We start from the raw sequence: 24,076 nt of genomic DNA, 5'->3' as shown, positions 1-24,076 counted from the left end.
TCTGCTTGCGGCTTCACATTGCCACCCTGGCGCATACCCGGATGGCAGAGACTATTGCTGCTGGTTCTCAGTGTTGGCCGTGTTTGTTCTTGATGTCCCGGCATCCCGCGATGCCGGTAGTGGTGCGCTGATGCAATCGATCAGCAACTGCCCCAGCGATTCGATACGGGCCCGCACGCGTTTTTGCCGGGGGGGCGATGTGGACACAGCATCGCTGCGCCACACCAGATAGTCGCTATCCATGGGCTGCTGGCCAGTCTGGCGATACACCGCCGACAGTGCCGGCACATGGTCGCCATAGAAGCACAGGATCGCGGGGCGTTTGCGGCCAGCCAGATAGCGCGTCAGTTGTCCGACCATGGCATCCGCATTCACCAAATGGCGCAGGTAGGCCGTCAGGTCATCCCACGGCTTGCCTTCGCCAAACGCATGATAAGAGGCGGCCTCGCCGGGAGCTACGCGCTCCAGGTGCAGCGGGCCGTGGTTCTCGATGGTCATTGCCATGACGAACGCTGGTGAATCGCCGGCGGCTTCCAGTTCGGCCTGAATGGCATCGGCCACGGCAACGTCAGCCACGTAGGGGCCAGCGCGCCGCGCCTGATCGAAATGTCGGATGTCGAGAAACCGATCGAAATGCAGCAACGGCAGCACGCGATTCCGGCCAAAAAAATCCCCGTGATACGGATGCATGGCCACCGTGCGGTAACCCGCGCGACCGAACCATCCCGCCAGTGAGGTGCATGGCCGGCGAATATAGGCGTACGGGTAGAACTGCGCATAGCCTTGTGCGGCGGCATCCAGGCCCGAAAGCAGTGCGAACTCCGTACGCATCGTGTTTGCGCCCCAGGCCGGGACTTCCAACTGGCCGCACTGCACTGCTGCTGCGCATGCCGCGTCGAAGTTCGGTAGCAGATCGGCGCGCACCGCTGCCCCAAGCCGGCGTGCATCGAAAAACGACTCGCTTTGGATGACGATGACGTCCGGCCGTACGGCCGGCTCTGCAGTGCGCGAGAACGGCCCACGGCTCATCGCCGTTTGCAGTGCCGCTGCCGTGGAGGGGCGCAGGCCATTGAGCAGGCCGGCCACGAACACCGCGTAGAAGCCGTGTAGGCGTTGGTCAGTGTCGGGCTGTATCGCCAGTGGCAGCGCGCGCGCAGCCAACGCGTGCACAAGGGCGCAGCCTGCAGCGCCGGCCAGAAGCAGCCCTCGCGGGGCATCTGGCAGTGGTGTGCTCAGCACCAGCACCGCCACGAAGACCGCCACACCAACGCCGAGCGCCAACACGTTGGGCAGGCTCAGGAACGGCAAGTACATGCGTGGATGGCGGAACAGCTGGCTAAACAGGCTCAGGTCTGTGAAGACCAGTGGTTCACGCAGCGATGTGTACTTGGCGTTGCTGACCACGGCCAGCAGCGCCGTCAGCGACACGGCTACGAACCCCGCAAACAGCGGGCGTGCCGATATCGCCAACGTCAGCAGGAACACTGTCGCCACAGAAAAAACATGCGTGGCAAGGGCGGCCGCACTGCGCCGCCACGGCGGCGCGGAACGCGGCAAAGCGATGGCGTCCGGTAGGAACGACATCGCTAGGGCAAGCAGGAGGATGACTGTGCCCGGCATGTTGCGTCAGCGCTCTGCCCGGGGCAGATAGGACAGCCGGTCCAGGATGCGGTCGCCCAGCAGTGGGGGCAGCAACGGCAGCAGGCGCATGCCGAGCGCCAGCAGCGCCGGAAATGCGATCTCCGCCCGCCCGGCCTCCAGCTTGGCGCGGATATATCGCGCCGCCTTTTCGGCCGACCACAGGAAGGGCTTGTCACCCGGAAAGACATCGCTCATCGCCGTCTTGACGAAGCCGGGGAAGACCAGCGACAGGCGCACCCCATCGGCTGCCAGCAACGGCCGCACCGACTCGCCATAGGCCTTGATTGCCGACTTGCTTGCGCAGTAGGCCGGCGAGATGGCCATGCCACGGATGGCCGCGAGCGAACTGACCACCACCACATGCCCGCGTTTGCGCGCGCGCAGGCGCTCCAGCACAGGCAGCAGGGTGTGGAATGCACCGTAGAAATTGGTGTCAAACACCTCGCGCGTGCGTGCCAGGTCTTCCCAGTCGCTGGACGAAGACAGCGTGCTTGCCACGCCGGCGTTGGCGATCAGCAGGTCGATCGGGTGTGCATCGTCGAACGCTGTCAGCCACGCGGCTACGGCGTCGGCGTTACGAACGTCCACTTGCGCGGTGACCACGGTGGCGCCCGCCTGCCGGCATTGCTCCGCGCAGGCTTCCAGCCGCGCAGCATCGCGTGCGGCCAGCCCCAGCGTGACGCCGGGCTCTGCATAGGCGTGGGCCAGCGCCTGGCCAATCCCTGCGCTGGCGCCAGTAATGACGATGCAACGGGGGCGGCGATCAGTCATGGGCTGTCGTCTCCAGTCGCTTCACCGCACCGGCTGTGGCCATGGCGATGCCCTTGCGGGTGTAAAAGTCGCCGTTGATCTGCGTGTGGTGCACGAGGTAGTCCAGGAACGCCTGGTAGAGCGCCATGTCCGGTCCTTCGGCCTCTCGCCAGAATGCATCCAGGGAGCCTTGCCAGGTCATGCCCTGCATGTCGTAGATGGCCGTGCCCAGCGCGATCAGCGGACGGCGGTGGTGCAGGGCGGACAAGCCGACAGTGCTGTTGACCACCACCACGCCGCGCGCATGGTCGAGCAAGGTCGGCAGATGGCCCGCATCAATGAATTCAATGCGGTCGGCCATGCCGAGCGCCTTTGCGGTTTCCTTGGCGTAGCGGCGATACTCGATGATCCCGGTATCCAGCGGATGGTTCTTGATGATCAGCAGCGCATCCGCAGGGGCATGTGCGGCGAACGACGTGAGTACCCGGTCAATCGCCTGCCGGACGCTATCGAACGGCGAATGGACCTGAATCTGGGAGTCCGAATTCAGCTGCAGCGGAAACAGGTAATAGGGCAGCTTCTTTGTCAGCAGGCGCTCGGTAAGCCGCTCCGCCTCGACCTTGTGCGGGCGCTGCTGAAGCAGGCGCCTGGCCAGCCCCACGTATTCGCGGTAGCCATTGTGGGGGCGGTGGCTTTCGTAATGAGGAAAGCGACTGGCGTACAAGGCATTAGCCATGCGGTAGCGGATGTCGTGGAAGGCCCGTTCGTAGAGGTTGTAACCGGTGGTCTGGCCAGCGGGGCTGGGCGGCGTCACGGCGCGATGCTCGCGATACCAGGCCGGGTCACGCGGCAAGCGTGAACGGCCATTGACCCCATGCGCCTCCATGGTAAGCCAATGCGGCCGGACATAACCTTCTTCAAAAACGTTTACACGAACATTATTTTGCTCGGCAACCGGATATACCGGCTTATGGATTTTTCTGCAATCCCCAAAGAGTAGGATGTCAGTAAAGTCGCCCGATTTAAGCAGATCGGAATACCAGCCAGGAAGGCTTTGGACGTCGTCCGCATAATTGAATCCAGCCTCGGTTCCGGCATATGCAAGGTCGCCGCCGCAGAAGTTCACGCGCTGCACGCGGTGTCCGCGCTCACTTAGGGCAGACAGCAACTGGCGGAAGAACGGAGAAGCCGTGCCTTGCAGGGCGAGAAAAGATCGGCGCATCAATGAGGAAGCGGGGCGGCCGGCTGAATGTTAAGGAATGATTAAAAAAGAAGAGGTGGGGCGGCGAGGCCCGTACGGCATGGCGAGGCCAGCCGTGGTAACCCTTCGGGCAGGGTGGGAGGATACCGTAAGCGGCCATGCCTCGTAAGGAAATTCCTGGAGGCCGCTGTCAACTGGATGCAACTGGCGGCGGTGCATAATGGCGCCGCCATGAAGCGCTGGCTATAATCGGTGCCCCAAAATTGCGAGTCTGCGGCAGTTGCGTGCAGGCGTCATGTTGGGCTGGTATGGCGCAGATGAATCTGCGCTTCTTGATGGATCGTCCGGCGTTGAATGCTTACCCAAGATCAGGGCACCAGCCCCTGCGCGGCGCCGGGCTGCACTGTTCTGGAAAATACGTTGGATACAGTATTGAGGGAAGACACGGCCGCTGAGGCGACCAAAAGCAAGGATGGGCTTTGGTTGCGTTTAAAACGCGTTAACCGGCTCTTTCTCGGTACCGTTGTGGTTCCAACCGTTCTCGCAACGCTCTATTTCGGCGTCATTGCGTCCGACATCTACGTCTCTGAGTCGCGCTTTGTCGTACGCAGTCCGCAACGACAAAGCCAGAGTGGCAGCCTCAGTGCGCTCCTGCAAGGCACTGGTTTCTCGCGGGCGCAGGATGACACGTATCCGGTGATCGACTACATCGAGTCGCGTGATGCTCTGCGTGAACTGAATCGCGACAACTATATCCTCGATGCTTACGGCAACCATGGCGACATGCTGAGCCGGTTCCTGCGTCGGTTTGACGATAGCTTCGAGTCGCTGTGGAAGTACTACAACAAGCGTGTGGTCTCGGTTGAGTTTGACACCACCTCCGCGATCACCACGTTGCAGGTGCGTTCGTTCACCTCGCAAGACGCGGTCAAGATCAACGAGTCTCTGCTGGAACTGAGCGAGCACTTGATCAACCGCATGAACGAGCGCGCAGCGAAAGACATGGTGCAGTTTGCGCGCAGTGAAGTGGATGCGGCCACCGTCAAGGCCAAGGATGCAGCGGCGGCGCTGGCGGCTTACCGTAAATCCAATGCCGTATTCGATCCGGAAAAGCAGTCGGCCTTGCAGTTGCAGCAGGTAACGACGCTGCAGGCACAGTTGTTCAGCGCGCAGACGCAGTTGTCCCAGTTGCAAGCCATCGCGCCGTTGAATCCTCAGGTTTCGGTACTGAAGACCAATATTGGCGCGCTGGAGAAGCAGATTCAGGAAGCGACAGGCGGTGTGACCGGGGTCAAGGGTTCGTTATCGGACAAGACCGCTACCTACACTCGACTTCAGTTGGACTCGCAGTTTGCCGACAAGCAACTGGCTTCCACCATGGCGGCGTTGGAGAATGCTCGTGCTGAAGCGCAGCGCAAGCAACTCTATTTGGAGCGTCTGGTGCAGCCGAACCAGCCGGACGTGGCGATTGAGCCGAAGCGCCTGAAGCAGATATTTGAGGTGTTTGCTCTTGGAATGATTATATGGGGTGTCCTGAGCTTGCTGCTGGCCGGTGTCCGCGAGCATCACGACTAAGATGCGCGCAGTCCATCACGACACACCTTTGCTGAGATCGCTGCGTATTCAACTACGCGTCATTGGCGCGCTGTTGATGCGGGAGATTATCACCCGCTATGGGCGCCACAACATCGGCTTCCTGTGGGTGTTCATCGAGCCGATGTTGTTCACCCTTGGTGTGACAGCACTCTGGACATTGACGAAGTCGACCCACGGGTCGAGTCTTCCAATCACTGCCTTCGCGGTATCGGGGTACTCATCAGTGTTGCTCTGGCGAAATTGCGCCAATCGCTGCGCATTGGCAATCCAGCCGAATCTAAGCCTTCTCTATCATCGCAATGTACGCGTGATTGACCTGTTCTTCGCTCGCCTTGTGCTCGAAATTTCCGGGGCGACGATTTCGGCGGTCGTCTTGACGTCTTTCTTCTCAATCGTAGGTCTGATGGAGTTGCCGCAGAATTTGTCGCTGGTGATTGGGGGCTGGGTGTATCTCGCAGTCTTCGGCTCTGGCTTGGGCCTGATCGTAGGAGCACTTAGCGAACGTAGCGAGACCGCCGATCGGCTTTGGCACACAATTGCCTACCTCTTGTTTCCTCTGTCGGGTTCGGTATTCATGGTTGAATGGTTGCCAACAAGCGCACAGAAGCTAATCTTGTTTCTGCCGATGGTGCATGGTGTTGAGATGCTTAGGGCAGGTTACTTTGGTTCATTGGTGAAGCCTCACTACAACGTTGAGTTTATGGTGATCGCCGACCTTGTCTTCTTGTTTGTTGGGCTCCTAATGGCACGAGATGCCAGCAAGCGAGTTGAACCAGAATGATTGGGCTTCAAAACGTCTGCAAGGACTACCACACTCGTCAGGGACGCCGACGCGTGCTGCACGACATCAACCTGCGTGTGGCTCCAGGCGAGAAGATCGGTATTCTCGGCCGCAATGGAGCCGGCAAGTCCACCATGATTCGAATGATCAGTGGGGCCGAATTACCGACCTCCGGAAGAATCGTTCGCGAGATGAGTGTTTCCTGGCCGCTTGCTTTTGGGGGGGCATTTCAAGGTAGCCTGACCGGGATGGACAATTTGCGCTTCATCTGCCGCATCTATGGGGCAGACGCTGAGGCCGCTGAGCCATTTGTGCAGGAATTTTCCGAACTAGGCTACTACCTGCGCGAGCCGGTAAAAAGCTACTCCGCTGGCATGCGCGCACGTCTGGCCTTCGCCATTTCGATGGCGATTGAATTCGATTGTTTTCTGATCGACGAAATCGTAGCGGTGGGTGATAGCCGTTTTCATGCCAAGTGTCACCAGGAACTGTTCGAACGTCGCCGCGATCGTGCACTGATTATTGTGAGTCACGATGCTGGCTACATCCGCGAACATTGCGACCGTGCCGCAGTGCTGGTCGGGGGCAAGCTGCACGTGTTTGAGCAGATTGACGATGCTTACACCTTCTATCAGGAAAGCGGGGCATGAGTTTGCCGTTGCCGCGGCTTGGTCATTCGTTTCAGCTGCACAGTGCGCTTAAGCGCTATCGGGCACTCATGCTCGCTTTCGCGGCTGTCCGCTGGCCCGGCAGGTGGGCAAGTATCGCTCGGCGCGCAATTCATACAGTTGAGCCTGCCCGCGTCAGGCATGCCCGAGCTGAGCCGAATCAGTTGCTTGTGGACGTATCTATCATTTCTCAGCGCGATGCGGGCACTGGCATTCAGCGAGTGGTGCGTTCTCTCTTGTTGGAGTTGCTGCGAAATCCCCCCGACGGCTTTGAGGTGCGCCCCGTCCGGGCTGGGCGGAAGGCGTCCTATCGCTACGCCAATGAGTATCTGTCGTCGTTAGACTCGAGTTCCTCATATGGTGCGGACACTTCAATTCGCTTGTCGGCGGGGGATATCTTTTTGGGACTGGATTTAAGTAGCCGGATCGTCCCAAGCCGGCAACGTGAGTTTTTGGCCTGGCGCGCAGAAGGAGTGCGATTTGCGTTCTGTGTCTACGATTTGCTGCCGGCATTGCAGCCGCATTGGTTTACTCCGCCATCAGCAAAGTCGTTCGTACGCTGGCTGAATACACTCGCCGTTCATGCCGACGTGCTAATTTGCATCTCACGATCAGTGGCAGAAGACGCTTCAACTTGGCTGCGTCGGTGTTGCGGAGTTGCTGGGTGCGAGCCTGCCGTAAGGTGGTTCCATCTGGGTTCGGAGTTTCCGAAAGCATCGGGTGCGTTGCATCAATTGGTGCCGCAATTGCGGGGCAGAAGCTCCGGGTTCGCCCGACAAAGTGTGTTGGTAGTTGGAACCGTTGAGCCACGCAAGGGGCATGCGCAACTCTTGGATGCTTTTGAGTTGCTATGGGAGATGGGCTCAGAGGTGACGCTCGTGATTGCGGGTCGGGAAGGTTGGTGCGTAGAGGCCCTGTCGCAGCGGCTGCGGTGTCATCTTGAAGCTGGAAAGCGGTTGGTTTGGTTGGCCGACGTGAGTGATGCGCAACTGGCGGCGCTCTATGCCAATCTTGGCGGTCTGATCATGCCTTCTGAAGCGGAGGGTTTCGGGTTGCCGTTAGTTGAGGCCGCCCGCTACGGGATGCCTTTGCTGGTGCGCGATCTTCCTGTGTTCCGCGAAGTGGTGGGCGAGCACGCAAGCTACTTTAGCGCGCGCACTGGCGCAGATCTCGCCCCTCAGCTCGCGGCTTGGCTGGATGAAATACAGCGAGGGGGAGCGCGACGCAGCGACCAGTTGCGTTGCTTGAGTTGGGCGGATAGCGCCGATGCGCTGAAGACGCTACTAGCCGACGTCGCCCGATAACCCAGCCCAGGAAACACTATGTCGCGTAGGGCTCGCCCTTGCATCTTTGGCAGTCAGACTGCTGTCGCGAGGGCCAAAGCGCGGCTGTACTCACATTCGTGAGGCCTCGGTTCGCTCTAAGCGGCACGGCAGATCTAAAGACAAGGAACCGATGCGTGAAATGGTGTAACCGGTCGTTGGTGAAGCCGTTGAGTGCCAGCCCCCTTTTCACTGGCGCGCAGCCGGAGCGCTGGTTCGAACAATATTTGAGATCGTGAAGAGATGTATTGTCCTCCCGTCCTGCTGACCATCTTCAATCGGCCAAGCGAAACAGCCGACCTGTTCCAAGTGATCAGGGCGGTCAAACCGTCGAAGCTGTTCATCGCCGCAGATGGCCCGCGTCCATTGCACCCTCGTGATGCTGATTTGTGCAAAGTGACGCGGGGTCTTATCGACGTCGATTGGGACTGCGAGGTCCACTGGAAGTCAAGCGATCGAAATCTCGGCCGCAAAAGTGGGATGTTCGAAGCGATTGACTGGTTCTTCGATCACGTAGAAGAGGGGGTTATTCTTGAGGATGACTGTTTCCCTGACCCCTCGTTCTTTCGGTTCTGCGGTGAACTTCTTCAGAGGTATAGAAGCGATCGACGGATATTCGGTATCAGCGGCAGCAGTTGCATTTCCGACGTCGAAATTGCCGCGAGCTACTGGTTCCTTGAGACACCTCTGATCTCTGGATTGGCCACTTGGCGCCGTAGTTGGCAGATGGTTGACGTTCGGGCGACAGAATGGCCAAAGCTAAGGCAGTCTAGGCAGGTCCAGAACCTTCTTCAGCGTACGACTGAGGTGCCCTCCTGGCTGGGTCACTTGGACGATTTGCATTCTGAGAAGGGCGGCATCTGGTCCAGTGCAGTCATATACGCCATGCTCACGCACAATGAGCTTTGCATTTCCCCTGCCTGCAACCTCGTAGGCAAGGGAGGGGGCGGCGTTTCAGGGGTGTATCGCGGCTACGAGGGTCACGAACTAAGTCGCCTCTCTGTGTTGCCAATGACTTTTCCTCTGGTACATCCCGCATGGATCGAAGGCTCTGTCGGCAGCAAGGGGTATGCGGCGCATGCCGGGGATCCGATTTCTAGGGCCAACCCCAGGGGTGGGTTCGCGGGCGCGACAGGGAATCCATCGATTCACTATCCCAGCCTGAAGGACCTAGTGGGCGACGCTGTTAGACAGCTCGCCGCAGAAAGCGCTCACCAAGATGGGAATCTCCCGAATCCGGAAAATGAGGCCGTTAGCGGCAATGTCGCCCTGGGCGGATGTGTAGCTTTCGTTCCTCTCCAGGATAGGGATAGCGCTGAGTACGCTCCCAGCATGGGGGATTTCATTGAGCAATTGATAATCACATCTATCCCAACGCCGGTTTCCGTCCCGCCCACGGTCGGCGCCGCAGAGAGCCTTCGGAGCAACGGTTTGACCGGCGGACCAGCCCCGAATATTACGGGCAATCTGGCGAATCTATTGTTGCTGGATGGGGACGAGTTCATCCAGGGCGCCTACCTTACGATCTTGGGAAGGCAGCCCGACTCAATCGGGATAACCTACTATCGAGAGCGCCTCAAGGGAGGGGCTTCGCGCTTGCAGGTGCTTGGGCAACTGGCTAACTCTGGTGAGGGAAAAAGCGCGGCCGGGTGGCGAGAGCGCTTGCGCTGGCCATACTTTTTCCTTAAGCGCAGGCAGGTATTCCTCTTCGGATGGGTGGTCGAGGTCGTCTGTGCTGTGCGGCAATATCATCTACGCGAAATTCTTGATCGCGATGGTGATCGCTTCATCTCGGAAGCGTTTCGTGCGGTGCTGGGTCGAGAGCCTGATAGCGTCGGTAAAGAGCACTACAGCACCCGTCTCTCGGCTGGACAAGGAAAACTGTCCATTCTTGTGGACATCAAGAGGTCTAGCGAGGGAAAGAGCGCCGGCAATCGCGTCGCTGGCTTAAGTCTTGTCGTTGCGCTTAAGCGGCTAGGAGAGCTACCGGTTATCAAACAGATGATTGATGTCGTTAGTCTGCCTAAAGTCGTCGCCGAAAATCTGAAGATCGCTCGTGGTCTTGCGCACGATGTTCGTCAGCTTAGTTTGCATCATGAGTCATCGTTGGCCGGGATCATGGATGTGCTGCAATCCGGCAGGACAGAGGTCTTGCAGTTGGTTGCGGAAAACAGAAACCAGTCCCGCGAGGCCAACGCTCAACTGATGGTCGAGTTCGCGGCGCTCACTGCCGAGGTACGGGACGGTGATCGGCGCCTAAAGTCCGCGTTGGATACCCTTGAGGAGAACCTCAGGACCACGATTCGTTCTGCTGTAATTCCGCTTCAGGCGGACCTCGCAGCTGTGTCTGCTGAGGTTGGCGAATATGACCAGCATCTGAAATCCGGGTTGGGTGTTCTAGAAGGGAACGTTGGGGCAAGAATTCAATCAGCCACTGCTTCGCTGCAGACAGAACTCGTGGCTGTGTCTGCTGAGGTAAGCGAATATGACCGGCACATGAAGTCGGTGCTGGGTGTTCTAGAAAAGAGCGTTGGGGAAAAAGTTCAGTCAGCTGCCGCTTCACTGCAGGCAGGGCTCGCAGCGGTGTCCGCTGAGGTGAGCGATGATGTGCGCTACTTTAAATCTGCGCTGAACGTCCTTGAAGAAGATGTCGGGGTGAATATTCGGTCGACTGCCGCGCAGCTTGATTTGAGCATCACCAAGGCGCTCAATGATGTGCGGGAGGAAATGCTGATCCACATTTCGGATCAAGCTGCGGCCAATGCACAGCTCATCGGGAGGATTGAGGGACATGCTTCCCATTTGGCCTCTCTGGTGAGCGCCGAGAATGCGCGCGTGGTCGATTCAGTATCCAGTGAGGCTGGCGCGCTCAGGAAAGCGATCAAGCTGTCCCAAGACTGGTTGTCTGATGGACTACGCGATTCCGAGGGGAAACTCACAAGAATCCTGAGTGACTACCAAGGGGAATTAATGCGGCATAATCGCGATGCGAGTGCCGATCTTGGGCGAGTGATTATACGGGAGAGTTCGCATCTGGCTGCAGCGTTTCCTAAAGCGATTCAGGAGACGCAAGGCACAATCCTGTCCAAGCTTTCGGATGGCTTGGCTGCCCAGGAGCTGTTGCGGAGCAAGTTTGCAATGCTCACTTCGCAGCTAGACCGATTCAAGCACGACATGGCGGCTCGCATGCAGGATGCGAAGACTCATCTAGCCAGGACGGTGGAGGAGGCGCATCTCGCGTTGAATGAGGCTTTTCCGCAAAGTATTGAGAGCGCAAATCGTGCCATTTTGACCAAGTTGGTGGACGGCCACGCTCTGCAGCAGCAATTGCACACCGAACTTAGTCGATTCGCGCCTCAGATGGACCGAATCGAGGTCTATAGCTTGGCGGGAGCTCGGAGGCATGCGGTGCCTTGCGGGGCTGGGCCGGTCATGGTGCGCACAGCAGTCGGCTACGTACTGTGTGGAGCGGATGATCATGCTTTGATCGCGTCATTGATAGAGAGCGGAGAACTCGAGTCGGGCACGCGCCAGTTGATTGAGCGTCTGCTCTCACCTGGGGACGTGTTTATCGACGTAGGCGCAAATGTGGGAATGCATAGCCTTGCCGCAGCGAGAACCATGGGGGGCGATGGGCGGGTGATTGCATTTGAGCCTTATACGCCTACAGCGCAATTGCTCGAGCGAACGACTTGGATGAACGGTTTCGCCGAGATGATCGAGATACATAACGTAGCGGTATCCAATGAGCAGACCGAACGCACCCTTTATCTCGGTATGACCAGCGGCCATCATTCGCTTTACCCGCTGGATCCGTCATTCTCTGCTTCCGAGAGTTCAATTCAGGTTCAGGTTACGACCCTTGATCATGCGATGGCTCAACTACCTGCTGCCAATCTGATAAAGATTGATGTGGAGGGCGAGGAGACTGCTGTGATTGCGGGTGCTAAGGCGTTGTTGGCGCGTAGCGACGATGTCGGTGTCATCGTAGAGTTCGGCCTGTCTCACTTAAAGCGAGTGGGGCTTACGGTTCGAGCTTGGCTCGAAAATTTCGATGTGCTTGGGTTCGAGTACCGAGCCATACATGCTGAGACTGGCGAGCTATATAATATTTCGGTAGCGGACTTGGAGATAACTTCAACCGTAAATCTTTTCTTCGCGCGGCCGCTCTCGAAGATGTGGAACAGGGCGGGAAGTTGAGCATGAAAGAGTCAGTGATTGTTTTGGGCGGTGGAGGGCATTCCAAGGTTGTCATAGAGATACTGAGGGCGAGTGGGTACAGTGTTGAATACTGTATTAGCGCGTCTGAAGGGGTGCAGACTTGCGTTGGTGTGCCCGTGCTATGTGGCGATCACCATCTGGACGAATTGTTAGATGCCGGATATTCCAAGGTATTCCCCGGAATCGGCTCGAACCTGGTTCGTGAGCGCGCCGCCGAACGAGCGCTCAAAATCGGATATCAATTGGTGAGTGCAATTAGTCCGGCTGCGATTATTTCACCCTCTGCGACCATTGGTCGCGGTGTTGCAATTATGGGAGGGGTTGTAATCAATGCTGAATCTAAAGTGGAAGATTTAGCTATCATTAATACCGGGGCCACTGTGGATCATGACTGCCATATCGGTTTGGGTGCTCACGTTGCGCCCCGTTGTGTGCTGGCTGGATCTGTGAAGATTGGCAATGGATCGTTCCTGGGGGCTGGAACGGTCGTTATTCCTGAGGTGGTTATCGGGGAGCGCTGCATCATCGGCGCGGGAGCTGTTGTCGTTCGGGATGTTCCTGCCTTTAGTAAAGCCATTGGGCATCCGGCAAGAATCAAAAACAAGGATAATTAACTGTCATGAAGCGAATTTCTGTAGCAGAACCAAAGTTGGCGGGGAAAGAACGCGAATACGTGCTTGATTGCTTGGATAGCACATGGATTTCCTCGAACGGAAAATATATTACCAATTTTGAAGAGATATTTGCGAAATTCTGTGGTGTGAAGCATGCTATCGCCACCAATAACGGCACCACCGCTCTGCATCTGGCGCTTGTCGCGCTCGGTTTGCAGCCTGGTGATGAAGTTATTGTTCCAACTGTTACTTATATTGCGACAGCCAATGCTGTTCGCTACTGTGGCGCCACGCCGGTTTTGGTTGACGTGGAGCCGGGAACGATGAATATCGATCCAGAAGATTTCTGTCGCCGCATTACTTCAAAAACCAAGGGCGTTATTCCAGTACATCTTTACGGGCATCCAGCCAAAATGGGGGCGATTATGGAGATCGCTAAAAAGCACAATTTGTTCGTGCTTGAGGATGCCGCTGAAGCTCACGGTGCGGAGTACGACGGGCGAAAGGTTGGGTCTTTTGGGCAATGCGCCACATTTAGCTTCTTCGGGAACAAGATCGTAACTACCGGCGAAGGCGGGATGGTTACGACCAACGACGATGAGCTTGCTTCTAAGCTCCGTTTGTATCGTGGGCAAGGCATGGACCCGGGGCGTCGCTATTGGTTTCCAGTGATCGGCTACAACTACCGGATGACGAACATCCAAGCAGCCATCGGATTGGCGCAGATGGAGAATATCGATGCCGCTCTTGCGGATCGTCAGATGATTGCTCGCTGGTACGATGAGGCGCTTTCCTCATTGGGCGGCCAGATACAACTACCGGTCCAGACTCCGAACGCCAAGCAGGTTTACTGGATGTACAACATCTTCCTGCGCGATGGTGGGGAGGAGCGTCGTGACGCAGTTATGCGAGCGCTCAACAACCGAGGTATCGAAACGAGGCCCGTCTTCTATCCGATGCACGTCCTGCCTCCGTATATGCAGGAAGGCGTGTTCCCAGTGGCAGACCTGTGGGCTCAGCGAGGGATTAATCTGCCGACTCATCAGATGCTGACACACGACGACGTCTATAGAGTTGCCGATGAGCTTGGTCAAGCGATTGCATCGCTATGAAGATTGCACTCTGTTCATCGATCGTTCCATTCACGGATGGTGGCTACCGGAATATTGTTGAGTGGCTGAAGATCGAGCTTTTGGCGGCCGGGCACAGAGTTGAGGTTGTGAATCTGCCTCATGTGGATGCGCCGGATTCACTTATTTCGCAGATGGCGGCATATCGATGGGTAGATCTATCTGCTTCCGCGGATAGAGTTATTTGTTTCCGGCCGCCGGCACACGTCATTCCGCATCCCCATAAGATTTTATGGTTTATCCACCATATTCGTGCCTTTTATGATTTGTGGGATAGCCCGTATAGGGGGTTTGCGGACGACGATAAGCATCGTGCGATACGGGATGTTTTGCACAGAACGGATACCGCTGCGTTTAAGGAAGCGAAGAAGATTTTTGCGAATTCGCAAGTCGTCTCCGATCGGCTAAGTCGATTTAATGGGGTGGGTAGCGAGGTTCTCTATCCACCTTTGTTTCAGCCGGAGCGGTTCGAGTGCAAGGATTTTAACGACGAGATCGTTTGCATAGCGCGAGTAGAGCATCACAAGCGGCAGCATCTTCTCATTGAGGCGATGAGGCATACCCGTAGCCCCGTGAAACTCCGCTTGTGCGGAGTGAGCGGTGGAAGTGGTTATGTCCTGCAGTTGAAGAAGGCTATTGCTTCTCGAGGGTTGCAAAATCGAGTTCATTTTGAAAATGAATGGATATCGGAGCAACGAAAAGTCGACCTGCTGTCCCAGTGTTTGGCTGCTGCGTATATACCGCTGGACGAAGACTCCTATGGATATCCGTCGCTCGAGGCGTCTCATTCTTCGAAGCCTATTCTTGCAACTGTAGATTCCGGTGGCGTGTGTGAATTAGTTGAACATGGCGTCAACGGGTTGATAGCAGAGCCTGACCCGAAAGCGCTGGCCGAAGCGATGGATAGGTTGTATCTGGATCGCAAGGGCACCCAAAAAATGGGACTGAACGCAGCGTCGAGAGTGGGTGAGATGAATATTTCCTGGTCGCACGTTCTAGAAAGGTTGCTGACATGAAGGTGCTGGTTGTCAACAATATGGCTCCATTTGTTTGGGGCGGCGCCGAAGAGTTGGCGGACCATCTGGCAAGGAATCTGATTATTGCAGGGCATCAAGCTGAAGTATTGAGAATTCCGTTTCAATGGGAACCTTCCTACGGAATTCCGTCGCAAATGCTGATGGTACGCAACCTTGAGATTAGCAATGTTGATCGTGTAATCGCGTTGAAGTTTCCGGCCTACCTGATCAGGCATCCGAGGAAAACTCTGTGGCTGCTGCATCAATATCGACAGGCGTACGACTTGTTTGATGCAGGACAGTCAAACATCGCCGATGATGCAACGGGAAAAGAGACGCGTTCAATCATCAAGAATGCGGATGATGAAGCGTTCGCGGAATGCGGGCGGATTTATACGAACTCGGATGTTACTCGTAAAAGACTGGCGAAATACAACGGCTTTGATGCAGAGGTGCTGTTGCCCCCGTTGAATGACCCCGAGCTGTTTACTGGCGGTACAGCTAGCGGCTATGTCTTCGCTGGCGGGCGTGTGAATGGAATGAAGCGGCAGCATCTTTTGCTTGAAGCGATGGCGCTCACCGGATCGCATGTTCGGCTGGTAGTGGCTGGGCCGCCGGATACTCCTGAGGACGCTGATAAGCTTGCGCGCTTAGTCGAGCACTATGGCTTGCAAGGGCGCGTGCATATCGATCTTAGGTTCTTGAGTCGGATGGAGTTGGCGCGTTATGTCAATGAGGCAACAGCCTGCGCATATCTTCCCTTCGACGAGGATTCTCTTGGATATGTGGCAATGGAAGCTGCTACCGCAGGGAAGCCAATTATTACTGCGTCTGACAGTGGTGGTGTTCTTGGTCTAGTCAGAGACGGCGAAACGGGCTGGGTTGCAGAGCCGACTGCAGAGTCGTTGGCCGGTGCTCTTGAGAGGGCTTGTAGGGATGTTGAGTCTGTCCGGGCCATGGGGCTGGCGGCGCGAAGCCTTTGGACCGATATGCGGATCTCTTGGCCAAATACGATCACGAGGTTATTGGCATGAAGATTCTGTTCTTCACTCCGATCAAGGTAGCGTCCGCAATCGGTCGCGTGTCCAAGCTTATCGTTGAGCAGCTTCTCCTGTTGGGCCATGAAGTAGTGGTGATTCGGTCAGAGGATTCGGCGGAGTTTGGCGGCGCAACGCATCCGTTTTCATGCGAGATTGTTAATTGGAATGAGCGCAAGCGCGTTGAGCGGCTTGCAGCGCAATCCGAGTTGGTTATTTACCAGATCGGGAATCACTATCCATACCATCGGGGGTGTCTGGAGTGGCTGCCAGTTGCGCCAGGCGTGATTTCTCTGCATGACAATTTTTTGGGTCATCTGTTCTGGTCTTGGTCGGAGAGGATGGGTCGCGACAAGGCAAACGCGGTGCTTTCAGGTATTTACGGAGAAAAGACCGCGCAGTCTTTCTTTAATCACTCTAGTGCCGAAGCATTTCTCGAGTTTGCGAGTCAGTTTGCACCCATGACTGAATGGATCGCAGCGATGGGGACCGCGGTGATTGTTCACTCGAGTTGGGCTATGGAGCGAATTGCTCGTTCCTGTCGTGGTCCGTCCGAAGTAGTGGCTTTGCCTTATGATGCTCCATATTTGGAACGGACTGAGCCAAAGGCTCTGATTGAGGAGTCAGATCGCCTCATTGTATTGACGATTGGACACGTCAATCCGAACAAACGATATTCGAGCATCATTAAGGCGATTGGTGAAAGCGCATTGCTGCGCGATCGCGTCTCTTTTCGCATAGTTGGGCCAGCAGAGTCGCACACTATTCAGGAGTTGACAGCACTGGCTGGGCAGCTTGGCGTGCAGCTCACGATGACAGGGCCGGTTGGAGATGAAGAGCTGGCGACCGAGATACAGAACGCAGACATCATGTGTTGTCTGCGCTGGCCAGCTTTAGAGGCCGCGTCTGCATCGACAATCGAGGCCATGCTATATGGGAAGGCCGTTATAGTGACGGATACGGGCTTCTATCGCGACCTGCCCAGCGACTCCGTCATGAAGGTCATACCGGAGCGGGAAATTCCCGACTTGCGAACTTGCCTTGAGGGATTGGTGGAGGGGCGGGAGATTCGAGTTGCTCTCGGAGAGGTGGCTCGGAATTATGCGGCCAAAACATTCAGGGCGGACACGTATGCGGCGGCTATAGTTCAAATGAACCATCGGATTTTGCAGTCGCATGTTGTGGCGGGCGCCGCACGGCAGGTCGTAAGTACATTGGTGCGATGGGGCTCGCGAGGGGATGTCGCAGTTGGTAAGGCGATTACCGGGCCGCTTGCGCTAATTCGATAATTTTTCCACAATTTTTAAATTTTACTTTTCAAAAAATGAAAGTAGCTGTCATAACGGGGATTACAGGGCAGGACGGGGCTTATCTGGCGGAACTCTTGCTAAGCAAGAATTATCTTGTGTATGGCACCTTTCGCCGCACCAGCTCTGTGAATTTCTGGAGAATTAAAGAGCTTGGGATTGAAAATCATCAAAATCTTCGATTGGTGGAGTATGATCTTACTGATTTGAGTTCGAGTATTCGGTTGCTGCAAACCACGAATGCGACTGAGGTTTATAATCTCGCGGCACAAAGTTTCGTTGGTGTTTCGTTTGATCAGCCTGTGACGACGGCTGATATCACTGGTATCGGGCCGCTCAATCTGCTTGAGGCAATTAGGGTTGTAAACCCTAAAATTCGCTTCTACCAGGCTAGTACCTCAGAGATGTTCGGGAAGGTGCAAGCAATTCCGCAAACGGAATCTACGCCGTTCTATCCGCGAAGCCCCTACGGTGTTGCGAAGCTGTATGCGCATTGGATTACGGTGAATTATCGTGAAAGCTACGGAATTTTTGGAGCCAGTGGGATTCTTTTTAATCATGAATCCCCGTTGCGCGGACAAGAGTTCGTAACGCGCAAGATTACCGACAGCATGGCGAAAATTCGCCTTGGGCAACTGGATGTGCTTGAGTTGGGGAATCTGGGAGCGAAGCGAGATTGGGGTTTCGCTAAGGAGTACGTGGAGGGAATGTGGCGGATGCTTCAGGCTGACGTGCCTGATACCTACGTGCTCGCCACAAACCGCACCGAAACGGTGCGGGATTTTGTCAGCATGGCTGCCAAAGCAGCGGATCTCAATCTTGTCTGGGAAGGAAGCGATGAAAACGAGGTCGCGATAGATCGCAACACTGGCAAGGTAATTGTTAAGATCAATCCGAAGTTTTATCGCCCTGCAGAGGTCGACCTATTGATTGGCGATCCAAGCAAGGCGCAGGCTGAACTGGATTGGAAGCCGCATACCACATTGGAGCAGCTTTGCCAGATGATGGTGGAAGCCGATATCCGCCGTAATCAAGCGGGATTCTCCTTCTAGTATGAAGCGGGCGCTCATTACAGGTATCGAGGGGTTTACAGGGCGTCACCTCGCGCAAGCGCTCGCTTGCGCGGGTTATGCTGTCAGTGGTCTCTCGCACCGGCCGTCGGGTGAGTTGTCATGGCCCGTGCACGCATGCGACTTGTTGGATCGCGGGGCGCTTTCCGGCGTTGTCTCGTTGGTCAGGCCGGACGTTGTAATCCATTTGGCGGGCATTGCATTTGTTGCGCACAGTGACCCCGCCGCGATATATCAAACGAACGTCGTTGGCACGCGAAATTTGCTTGATGCGCTCGCCGCGTCGGGGAGTCAAGCGAGTGCTGTTCTGTTAGCGAGCAGCGCTAATGTATATGGGAATGCGCAGGTTCAGCCGCTCGTTGAAGAGCAGGCTCTCGCGCCTGCAAATGACTATGCTGTTAGCAAGCTGGCGATGGAGTATGTCGCCAAATTATGGGGTGATAAGCTGCCAATTACGATCGTTCGCCCATTCAACTATACGGGCATTGGTCAGCCGCTCAATTTCTTGTTACCCAAGATAGTCAAACACTTTGCCGACCGAGCTCCTGTTTTAGAGCTCGGTAATTTGGATGTCATTCGTGATTTCTCGGATGTGCGGAATGTCGTTGATGTGTATTCTCGCTTGCTCGGCGCGGATGTGGCTGGGCAGACATTTAATGTCTGTTCGGGAACAGGCTACTCGTTGCGCGATATATTGGCGATCATGCGCGATTTGACCGGGCATTGGCCAGAGATCACCACCAATCCATCTTTCGTTCGTGGGAGTGAAGTCCACAAGCTGATTGGTAGTCCGGCGCGTTTGCAGCGTGCGGTAGGCCCAATCTCGTGGATTCATATTCGCGAGACCCTCGCTTGGATGCTGGAGGCATCGAATTGAGGTTGGCGCTTTTTGAGGGGGCTACGCAAGGGAACTCTGGAGCCCCCCGCTTGCAGAGACTCTCAACCCGAGTGCTACATTTGCCCATTTGTAGCTCGGTAGCTTCTCGCTGGAGTTCTACCTGACCGAAGTGTGAACCAACCACGCTACCCGCGACGGCGAGCGGCGCTTGTCGAATTCGCCCGCCAAGCATAAATCAATGCCTCAGTGGGCGATGGCAATGGCATTGCGAACATCCGCCTCTGGCAGGTTCCTGTTCCGGTAGTTGGATGGTACAAGATCGATCCCACCGTTGGGTGGGATCGATGCTTGGTGCGTCTACTTGAACGTATTAACCGTGGTGACCACTGGATAAGCCACAGTGAACACCACATTCAAGAATTTCTGCAGTTCCGCAATTGGCGCATTCGACACGTACAGCAAGTCCTTATTGTCCATTGCAAACGTCTGCGCAACGAAGAAGCTCCCTGGGTCTTTCAAGTTCACACGGTAGACCACTGGAACCTTGCCGTTCTGGGTGGTGCGTACCGGTTGGCGCGGCCAGGGTAGGGCGCCGACGTCTTCAAAGCGGAAGATGAACACACCCTGTGCGTCGGAGCGGGAGTCTTCCAGGCCGCCGGCGCGGGCAATTGCCTGCGCCAGCGTAATGCCTTGTGCTTCGAAATTGATTTCCTGGTTCTTGCCGGTGGCGCCAAGTGCGGTAAAGCTCAACGGCTGGAATAGCGCGGTGACCACGTCGCCGGCGCGCAGCGGCACATTCTGGTGGGGGTCGCGAATGATGGTTTGCAGCGGCAGAGTCTGGACCGTGTTGCCGCGGGTGACCTGGATGGTCATTTTGTCCACCGGTTGGCGCACGCCGCCAGCGCTGGCGACTGCATCAAGCAGGCGCTCACCACGTGCCGTCAGTTGCATGCGGGTACTGGAGGCAACGTCGCCCACGACGGTGACGTAAGAGGTGACGTTCTTGGAAAGCCGCACCAGCACCTGCGGCTGGTTGGCCTTGCCCTTGAGGGCCGCGGTAACGTCCTTTTCCAGTTGTGTGGTGGTGCGTCCGGCGGCTTTGATTTGCCCGGCAAATGGAACATTGATGTAGCCGTCGCCGCTGATCGTTTGTTCGGGCAACACGGAAACGCGAGCGTTGCTTGGCGCAGCGCGCGGGTCCATGCCGGTGGCGCCAAACAGGGTGGCCGGCGGGGCCTCCCAGACAGACACTTCAATGACGTCGCCGACCCCTAGTTGCTGTTGAAATTGCGTGCTGCCACCCAAGGTTCGGGCAAAGTCGGTTGTCTGGCGTTCTGCCAGAAGGCGTTGAGCTACCTCTTCGGTCACGTCAACGATCTGGATCCCTGCGGTGACGGATGCTTCGGTCGCGTCTGTTACCTGAGACCTGGTTGGGCCAGAGGAGGGAACGATGGAACAAGCGGTAAGGCTAGCCGTGCCGACAATTGACACGGCCGCCAACAAGGCGGACAGGCTGCGCATTCTGAAGGGGATTCTTTAAGCCAAGCAAAACTTCACAAGTATCCCATGCCCGTCGCTAGAATACGCAGCTCTGCCGCAGTTTCTAGTAAAAATCTTTCGCATACTTTCGCGCTTCGTGCGTGGATTCACACTCGCATAAAAAACAGTGCTACCGATATTTCTGGACGTCACGCGGCTTCTGGACAGGCTGGCAAAGCGGACGCTACCAACCGGTGTGGATCGCGTCGGCCTTGCCTATATCCGCCACTACGCACCGCGCGCGCGGGCTGTTCTGAGCGAGCGCGGATTCTATTCCGTATTATCCGAGCGGGAATCTGCGCAGGCTTTCACGCTGTTGCTAAAACAGGATTCCACCCGTTGGAGGGATGCACGAATGCTAATGGTGCGTGCTACCCTCGGCGCCTTGCGGCGCGAGCCATTTGATCGGGGCGTGCTTTTGCACACCAGCCACTCCGGCCTGGAATATGGGCGATATTTCCAATCGTTAACAAATCGGAATATCCGAACGGTTTTCATGCTGCACGATTTAATTCCGCTCACGCATGCCGAGTATTGCCGCCCCGGCGTGCGAGAGACCCATCAGGAGCGGATGCGTGTGGCGCTTGGCCATGCGGTGGGCGTGATTGCCAATTCGCAGGCGACGCTGGATTCCCTGACGGAGGAAGCGCAGCGCTCGGGCTGGTCGGTACCAAAAACCGTCGTGGCCCGCTTGGCCTCCGGCGTGCCCGCTGCCGAGGTGGGCGAGCGCCCACTTGCGCAGCCGTATTTCGTCATGCTGGGTACGATCGAGCCGCGCAAGAACCACTGGTTTGTGCTGCACGTCTGGCGCCGCCTGGTTGAAGTGCTGGGCGAACGTGCCCCCAAACTGGTCATCATTGGCCGGCGTGGCTGGGAGTGCGAAAACGCGATCGACATGCTGGAACGCTGTGCTGCCCTGCGCGGCGTCGTCATCGAAGAAGCCGACTGTTCCGACGCGCGCCTCCATAACTACCTGCATCATGCGCAGGCCCTGCTGTTCCCATCTTTCGTGGAGGGCTACGGCATGCCTTTGGCCGAGGCGCTTGCGATGCGCGTGCCCGTGATTGCCAGTGATCTGCCCGTGTTCCGGGAGATTGCCGGCGATATTCCCGATTACCTTGATCCGCTCGACGGCCCTGGCTGGATGGCGCGCATTCAGGAGTATGCGTCTGCAAACAGCCCGCAGCGTGCGAGCCAACTGGTTCGCGTTGAAGGGTTTCGCGAGCCGACCTGGCAGCAACACTTCGAGGTGGTGGACCAGTTTATCGAGGGCCTGCTCTAAATGAGCAACGTGGGTGCGGCGACTCGGCTCGCGTCTCCGGCCACCTCGACTTTGCGTGGCGTGACACGAGGTTGGCGCACGCTTGCCTCAATTCCAGGTATTGCCGGTGGTGTGTGGAGCGAGTGGTGGGCCGGACGGGCAGTCCTTCGGCTTAAACGGCTTGCTGACGCCACCACGCCGGCTTTGCTTCCCGGCCCGATTTGGTCGACGTGCAAGCTGGGGGAGCCGATGCTGTCCTGGTTCAGGCTGCCCGGGCCAGGCGGTGCGGGAGATCCACTGCTGCACGCCCTCCAAGCCTTGTTTGCCAGTGCCGACTGTCTTGGGACCGCGCCGGGGCTGCCTGACCTGATGGCGCGCGTGGTGGCCGCCCGAGCAGATGTCGCGCGCGATGCCGTGCCAGAGTGTCCGCCGGAATTGATGCAATCACGCGGCAAACCGCGCGTGCTGCTGATCGACCAGCCGTGCGGTGCGGATGCAACGCGGGCCGCATTTGCACGCATGGCGGCGGCGGCACAGCGTGAGCACCCCAACGCGGAATTCTGGATCTGGCCCGCCACTCGTGGCGCTGCTGGTGGGCTATCTGGCGCGGGTGAGTTGCCTGCGGGTGCAAGTAGCGTTGCCGCCGGGTTCAGCTTCTTTGCCGCGCTGTCGCACGTCGACCACGTCTATACAGTGAGCGCGCCGGAAGGCATGCACGCGCTATTGGCGGGCGTGCCGGTGCGCGTGTTCGGGTGCCCCTATTACGCAGGGTGGGGTCTGACAGCAGATGACCTTCTGATACCAGATCGTCAACACCGCCCGACCCTCGCCGCGCTGTTCGACGCGGTCTATCTGCGGCTTGTGCGCTATCTGGATCCGGAAACCCATCGTGTTGGCACGCTCGAGCGCGCGCTCGACAGCATTGAATTGCAGCGCGCGGTACGCACGCGCTATGCGGATTGCCAACGCGTTGCCGGCGTGCGTTTCCAACGATGGAAGCGGCTTTTCGCCACGCCTTACCTGACCGCTGGCGGTGGCAAATTGCGCTGGACGCATGCACCGGAGCAGATCGAGCCAGGCGAACGCGCTGTGGTGTGGGGCGGCAAAAGCGCGCAGGGTATTCCTGCTGGTGCGCCCATGCTGCGTATGGAAGATGGTTTCTTCCATTCGAATGGGCTGGGTTCCGATATGAACGCCCCTTGCAGCCAGGTGCTGGATCGGGAGGGGCTGTATTTTGACGCGCGCAGCCCGAACGAACTGACGCACATCCTGAACACCACGCAGTTCGACGATGCAGAGCTTGTTCGGGCGGCGGCGCTACGCGCACTGGTCTCTGAGTTGGGCGTCACGAAGTACAACCTTGGCCGTCGCGCACCAGGTTGGAAGGCGCCGACTGGCAAGACCGTCATTCTTGTGGCGGGCCAGGTGGCCGACGATGCTTCCATCCGCTTCGGTACGGGGGCGCTCGGCACCGCTGAAGCGTTGCTGGAAGCCGTGCGCAGACGCAATCCGGATGGTTTTATCGTCTACAAGCCGCACCCGGATGTGTTGTCGGGCAATCGGCAGGGGCTGGTGCACGCGCGCGAGCTGGCAGACATTGTCGACGCCGAGGCCGACGTGCTCTCGCTGGTCGATTGCGCCGACGAGGTGCACGTGCTGTCGTCACTCGCCGGTTTTGATGCCTTGTTGCGAGGCAAGCGCGTGTTCACCTATGGCTTGCCGTTCTACGCCGGCTGGGGATTGACGCACGACGCGCTGGCACTGCCGTGGCGGCAGCGCACCCTGACGCTCGACATGCTGGTGGCCGGAGCGCTGCTGCGGTACCCGATCTACTGGGACTGGAACACGCGGTTGTTCACCACGCCAGAGGCGGTCGTCCGCAAGCTTGGGTTGACCGCTGCGCGCCCGCTTGAGCGGATTGCCGGCGATTGGCGAAGGCCGCTGCGCAAGGCATGGCGTTGGAGCCGGAATGCCGTGTGGTACGGAATGTGGGCTTGGGCGCAACGTCGAAAGGCGCGCCTGAGCGGAATGATGTTGCCGGGAGCAACCAACGTTGCAATCCGGTAAGTGCACTGGTTGAGCAA

Annotated in this window: 18 protein-coding genes; 14 read left to right on the top strand and 4 right to left on the bottom strand. The window is 57.3% G+C overall.

All coding sequences use genetic code 11. The annotated features are described in order from the left end of the window. Positions 1-51 precede the first annotated feature (51 nt). From V6657_RS11880 to V6657_RS11870, 3 genes are read right to left on the bottom strand one after another with little or no spacing between them, the layout of a single operon-like run. Positions 52-1,620, bottom strand: a complete 1,569-nt coding sequence (locus tag V6657_RS11880) for an LTA synthase family protein (RefSeq protein ID WP_048933516.1) — start codon at positions 1,618-1,620, stop codon at positions 52-54. A gap of 6 nt (positions 1,621-1,626) precedes the next feature. Next, on the bottom strand, positions 1,627-2,412 hold the full coding sequence (locus V6657_RS11875) for an SDR family NAD(P)-dependent oxidoreductase (RefSeq protein WP_048933515.1): 786 nt from the start codon (positions 2,410-2,412) through the stop codon (positions 1,627-1,629). After that, positions 2,405-3,613 (bottom strand): capsular biosynthesis protein, encoded by a 1,209-nt coding sequence (locus V6657_RS11870; RefSeq protein WP_048933514.1) that lies wholly within the window; start codon positions 3,611-3,613, stop codon positions 2,405-2,407. Before V6657_RS11870 ends, V6657_RS11875 begins: the two co-directional genes overlap by 8 nt. Positions 3,614-3,946: 333 nt before the next feature. Here V6657_RS11870 and V6657_RS11865 point away from each other — a divergent pair, with 333 nt between their 5' ends. From V6657_RS11865 to V6657_RS11810, 12 genes are all read left to right on the top strand, one after another. Continuing rightward, positions 3,947-5,167 (top strand): hypothetical protein, encoded by a 1,221-nt coding sequence (locus V6657_RS11865; protein WP_248694650.1) that lies wholly within the window; start codon positions 3,947-3,949, stop codon positions 5,165-5,167. A gap of 1 nt (position 5,168) precedes the next feature. Continuing rightward, entirely contained in the window at positions 5,169-5,969 is an 801-nt protein-coding gene (locus V6657_RS11860; RefSeq protein ID WP_048933512.1) for an ABC transporter permease, read from the top strand. Continuing rightward, on the top strand, positions 5,966-6,619 hold the full coding sequence (locus V6657_RS11855; protein WP_048933511.1) for an ABC transporter ATP-binding protein: 654 nt from the start codon (positions 5,966-5,968) through the stop codon (positions 6,617-6,619). Before V6657_RS11860 ends, V6657_RS11855 begins: the two co-directional genes overlap by 4 nt. Continuing rightward, positions 6,616-7,941 (top strand): glycosyltransferase family 1 protein, encoded by a 1,326-nt coding sequence (locus V6657_RS11850; protein WP_082170173.1) that lies wholly within the window; start codon positions 6,616-6,618, stop codon positions 7,939-7,941. Before V6657_RS11855 ends, V6657_RS11850 begins: the two co-directional genes overlap by 4 nt. A gap of 498 nt (positions 7,942-8,439) precedes the next feature. Next, the gene (locus V6657_RS11845) at positions 8,440-12,159 is read left to right on the top strand and encodes an FkbM family methyltransferase (protein ID WP_160315286.1); all 3,720 of its coding nucleotides are present in this window, start codon (positions 8,440-8,442) and stop codon (positions 12,157-12,159) included. A gap of 2 nt (positions 12,160-12,161) precedes the next feature. Beyond that, a complete protein-coding gene (locus V6657_RS11840) occupies positions 12,162-12,794 on the top strand; it encodes an acetyltransferase (protein WP_082170172.1) in 633 nt (210 codons plus the stop codon). A 5-nt stretch (positions 12,795-12,799) separates the two neighbouring features. Further along, entirely contained in the window at positions 12,800-13,906 is a 1,107-nt protein-coding gene (locus tag V6657_RS11835; RefSeq protein ID WP_048933509.1) for a DegT/DnrJ/EryC1/StrS family aminotransferase, read from the top strand. Next, positions 13,903-14,940, top strand: coding sequence for a glycosyltransferase family 4 protein (locus V6657_RS11830; protein WP_048933508.1), 1,038 nt, complete (start codon positions 13,903-13,905; stop codon positions 14,938-14,940). The genes V6657_RS11835 and V6657_RS11830 overlap by 4 nt, the downstream gene beginning before the upstream one ends. After that, the gene (locus V6657_RS11825) at positions 14,937-15,974 is read left to right on the top strand and encodes a glycosyltransferase family 4 protein (RefSeq protein WP_048933507.1); all 1,038 of its coding nucleotides are present in this window, start codon (positions 14,937-14,939) and stop codon (positions 15,972-15,974) included. The genes V6657_RS11830 and V6657_RS11825 overlap by 4 nt, the downstream gene beginning before the upstream one ends. Then, positions 15,971-17,266 (top strand): glycosyltransferase family 4 protein, encoded by a 1,296-nt coding sequence (locus V6657_RS11820; protein WP_048933506.1) that lies wholly within the window; start codon positions 15,971-15,973, stop codon positions 17,264-17,266. The genes V6657_RS11825 and V6657_RS11820 overlap by 4 nt, the downstream gene beginning before the upstream one ends. 35 nt (positions 17,267-17,301) lie before the next feature. After that, entirely contained in the window at positions 17,302-18,336 is a 1,035-nt protein-coding gene (gene gmd / locus V6657_RS11815) for a GDP-mannose 4,6-dehydratase (RefSeq protein WP_048933505.1), read from the top strand. A 1-nt stretch (position 18,337) separates the two neighbouring features. Further along, entirely contained in the window at positions 18,338-19,231 is an 894-nt protein-coding gene (locus V6657_RS11810; protein WP_048933504.1) for an NAD-dependent epimerase/dehydratase family protein, read from the top strand. Between the two features lie 318 nt (positions 19,232-19,549). Here V6657_RS11810 and V6657_RS11805 read toward each other — a convergent pair whose 3' ends face one another. Beyond that, on the bottom strand, positions 19,550-20,713 hold the full coding sequence (locus V6657_RS11805; RefSeq protein WP_048933503.1) for a polysaccharide biosynthesis/export family protein: 1,164 nt from the start codon (positions 20,711-20,713) through the stop codon (positions 19,550-19,552). 145 nt (positions 20,714-20,858) lie between these two features. On the opposite strand from V6657_RS11805, the gene V6657_RS11800 reads away from it, so the two are divergent. Both V6657_RS11800 and V6657_RS11795 read left to right on the top strand, forming a co-directional pair. After that, positions 20,859-22,013, top strand: a complete 1,155-nt coding sequence (locus tag V6657_RS11800) for a glycosyltransferase family 1 protein (protein WP_048933502.1) — start codon at positions 20,859-20,861, stop codon at positions 22,011-22,013. Then, positions 22,014-24,059: a capsular biosynthesis protein gene (locus V6657_RS11795; protein WP_048933501.1), complete on the top strand. Its 2,046-nt coding sequence runs from the start codon at positions 22,014-22,016 to the stop codon at positions 24,057-24,059. Positions 24,060-24,076: the final 17 nt, after the last annotated feature.

The sequence above is a fragment of the Ralstonia sp. RRA genome, from assembly GCF_037023145.1.
Classification (GTDB): Bacteria; Pseudomonadota; Gammaproteobacteria; order Burkholderiales; family Burkholderiaceae; genus Ralstonia.
The sequence above is the reverse complement of the archived record's forward strand: the minus strand, read 5'-3'. Positions and strand labels throughout refer to the sequence as shown.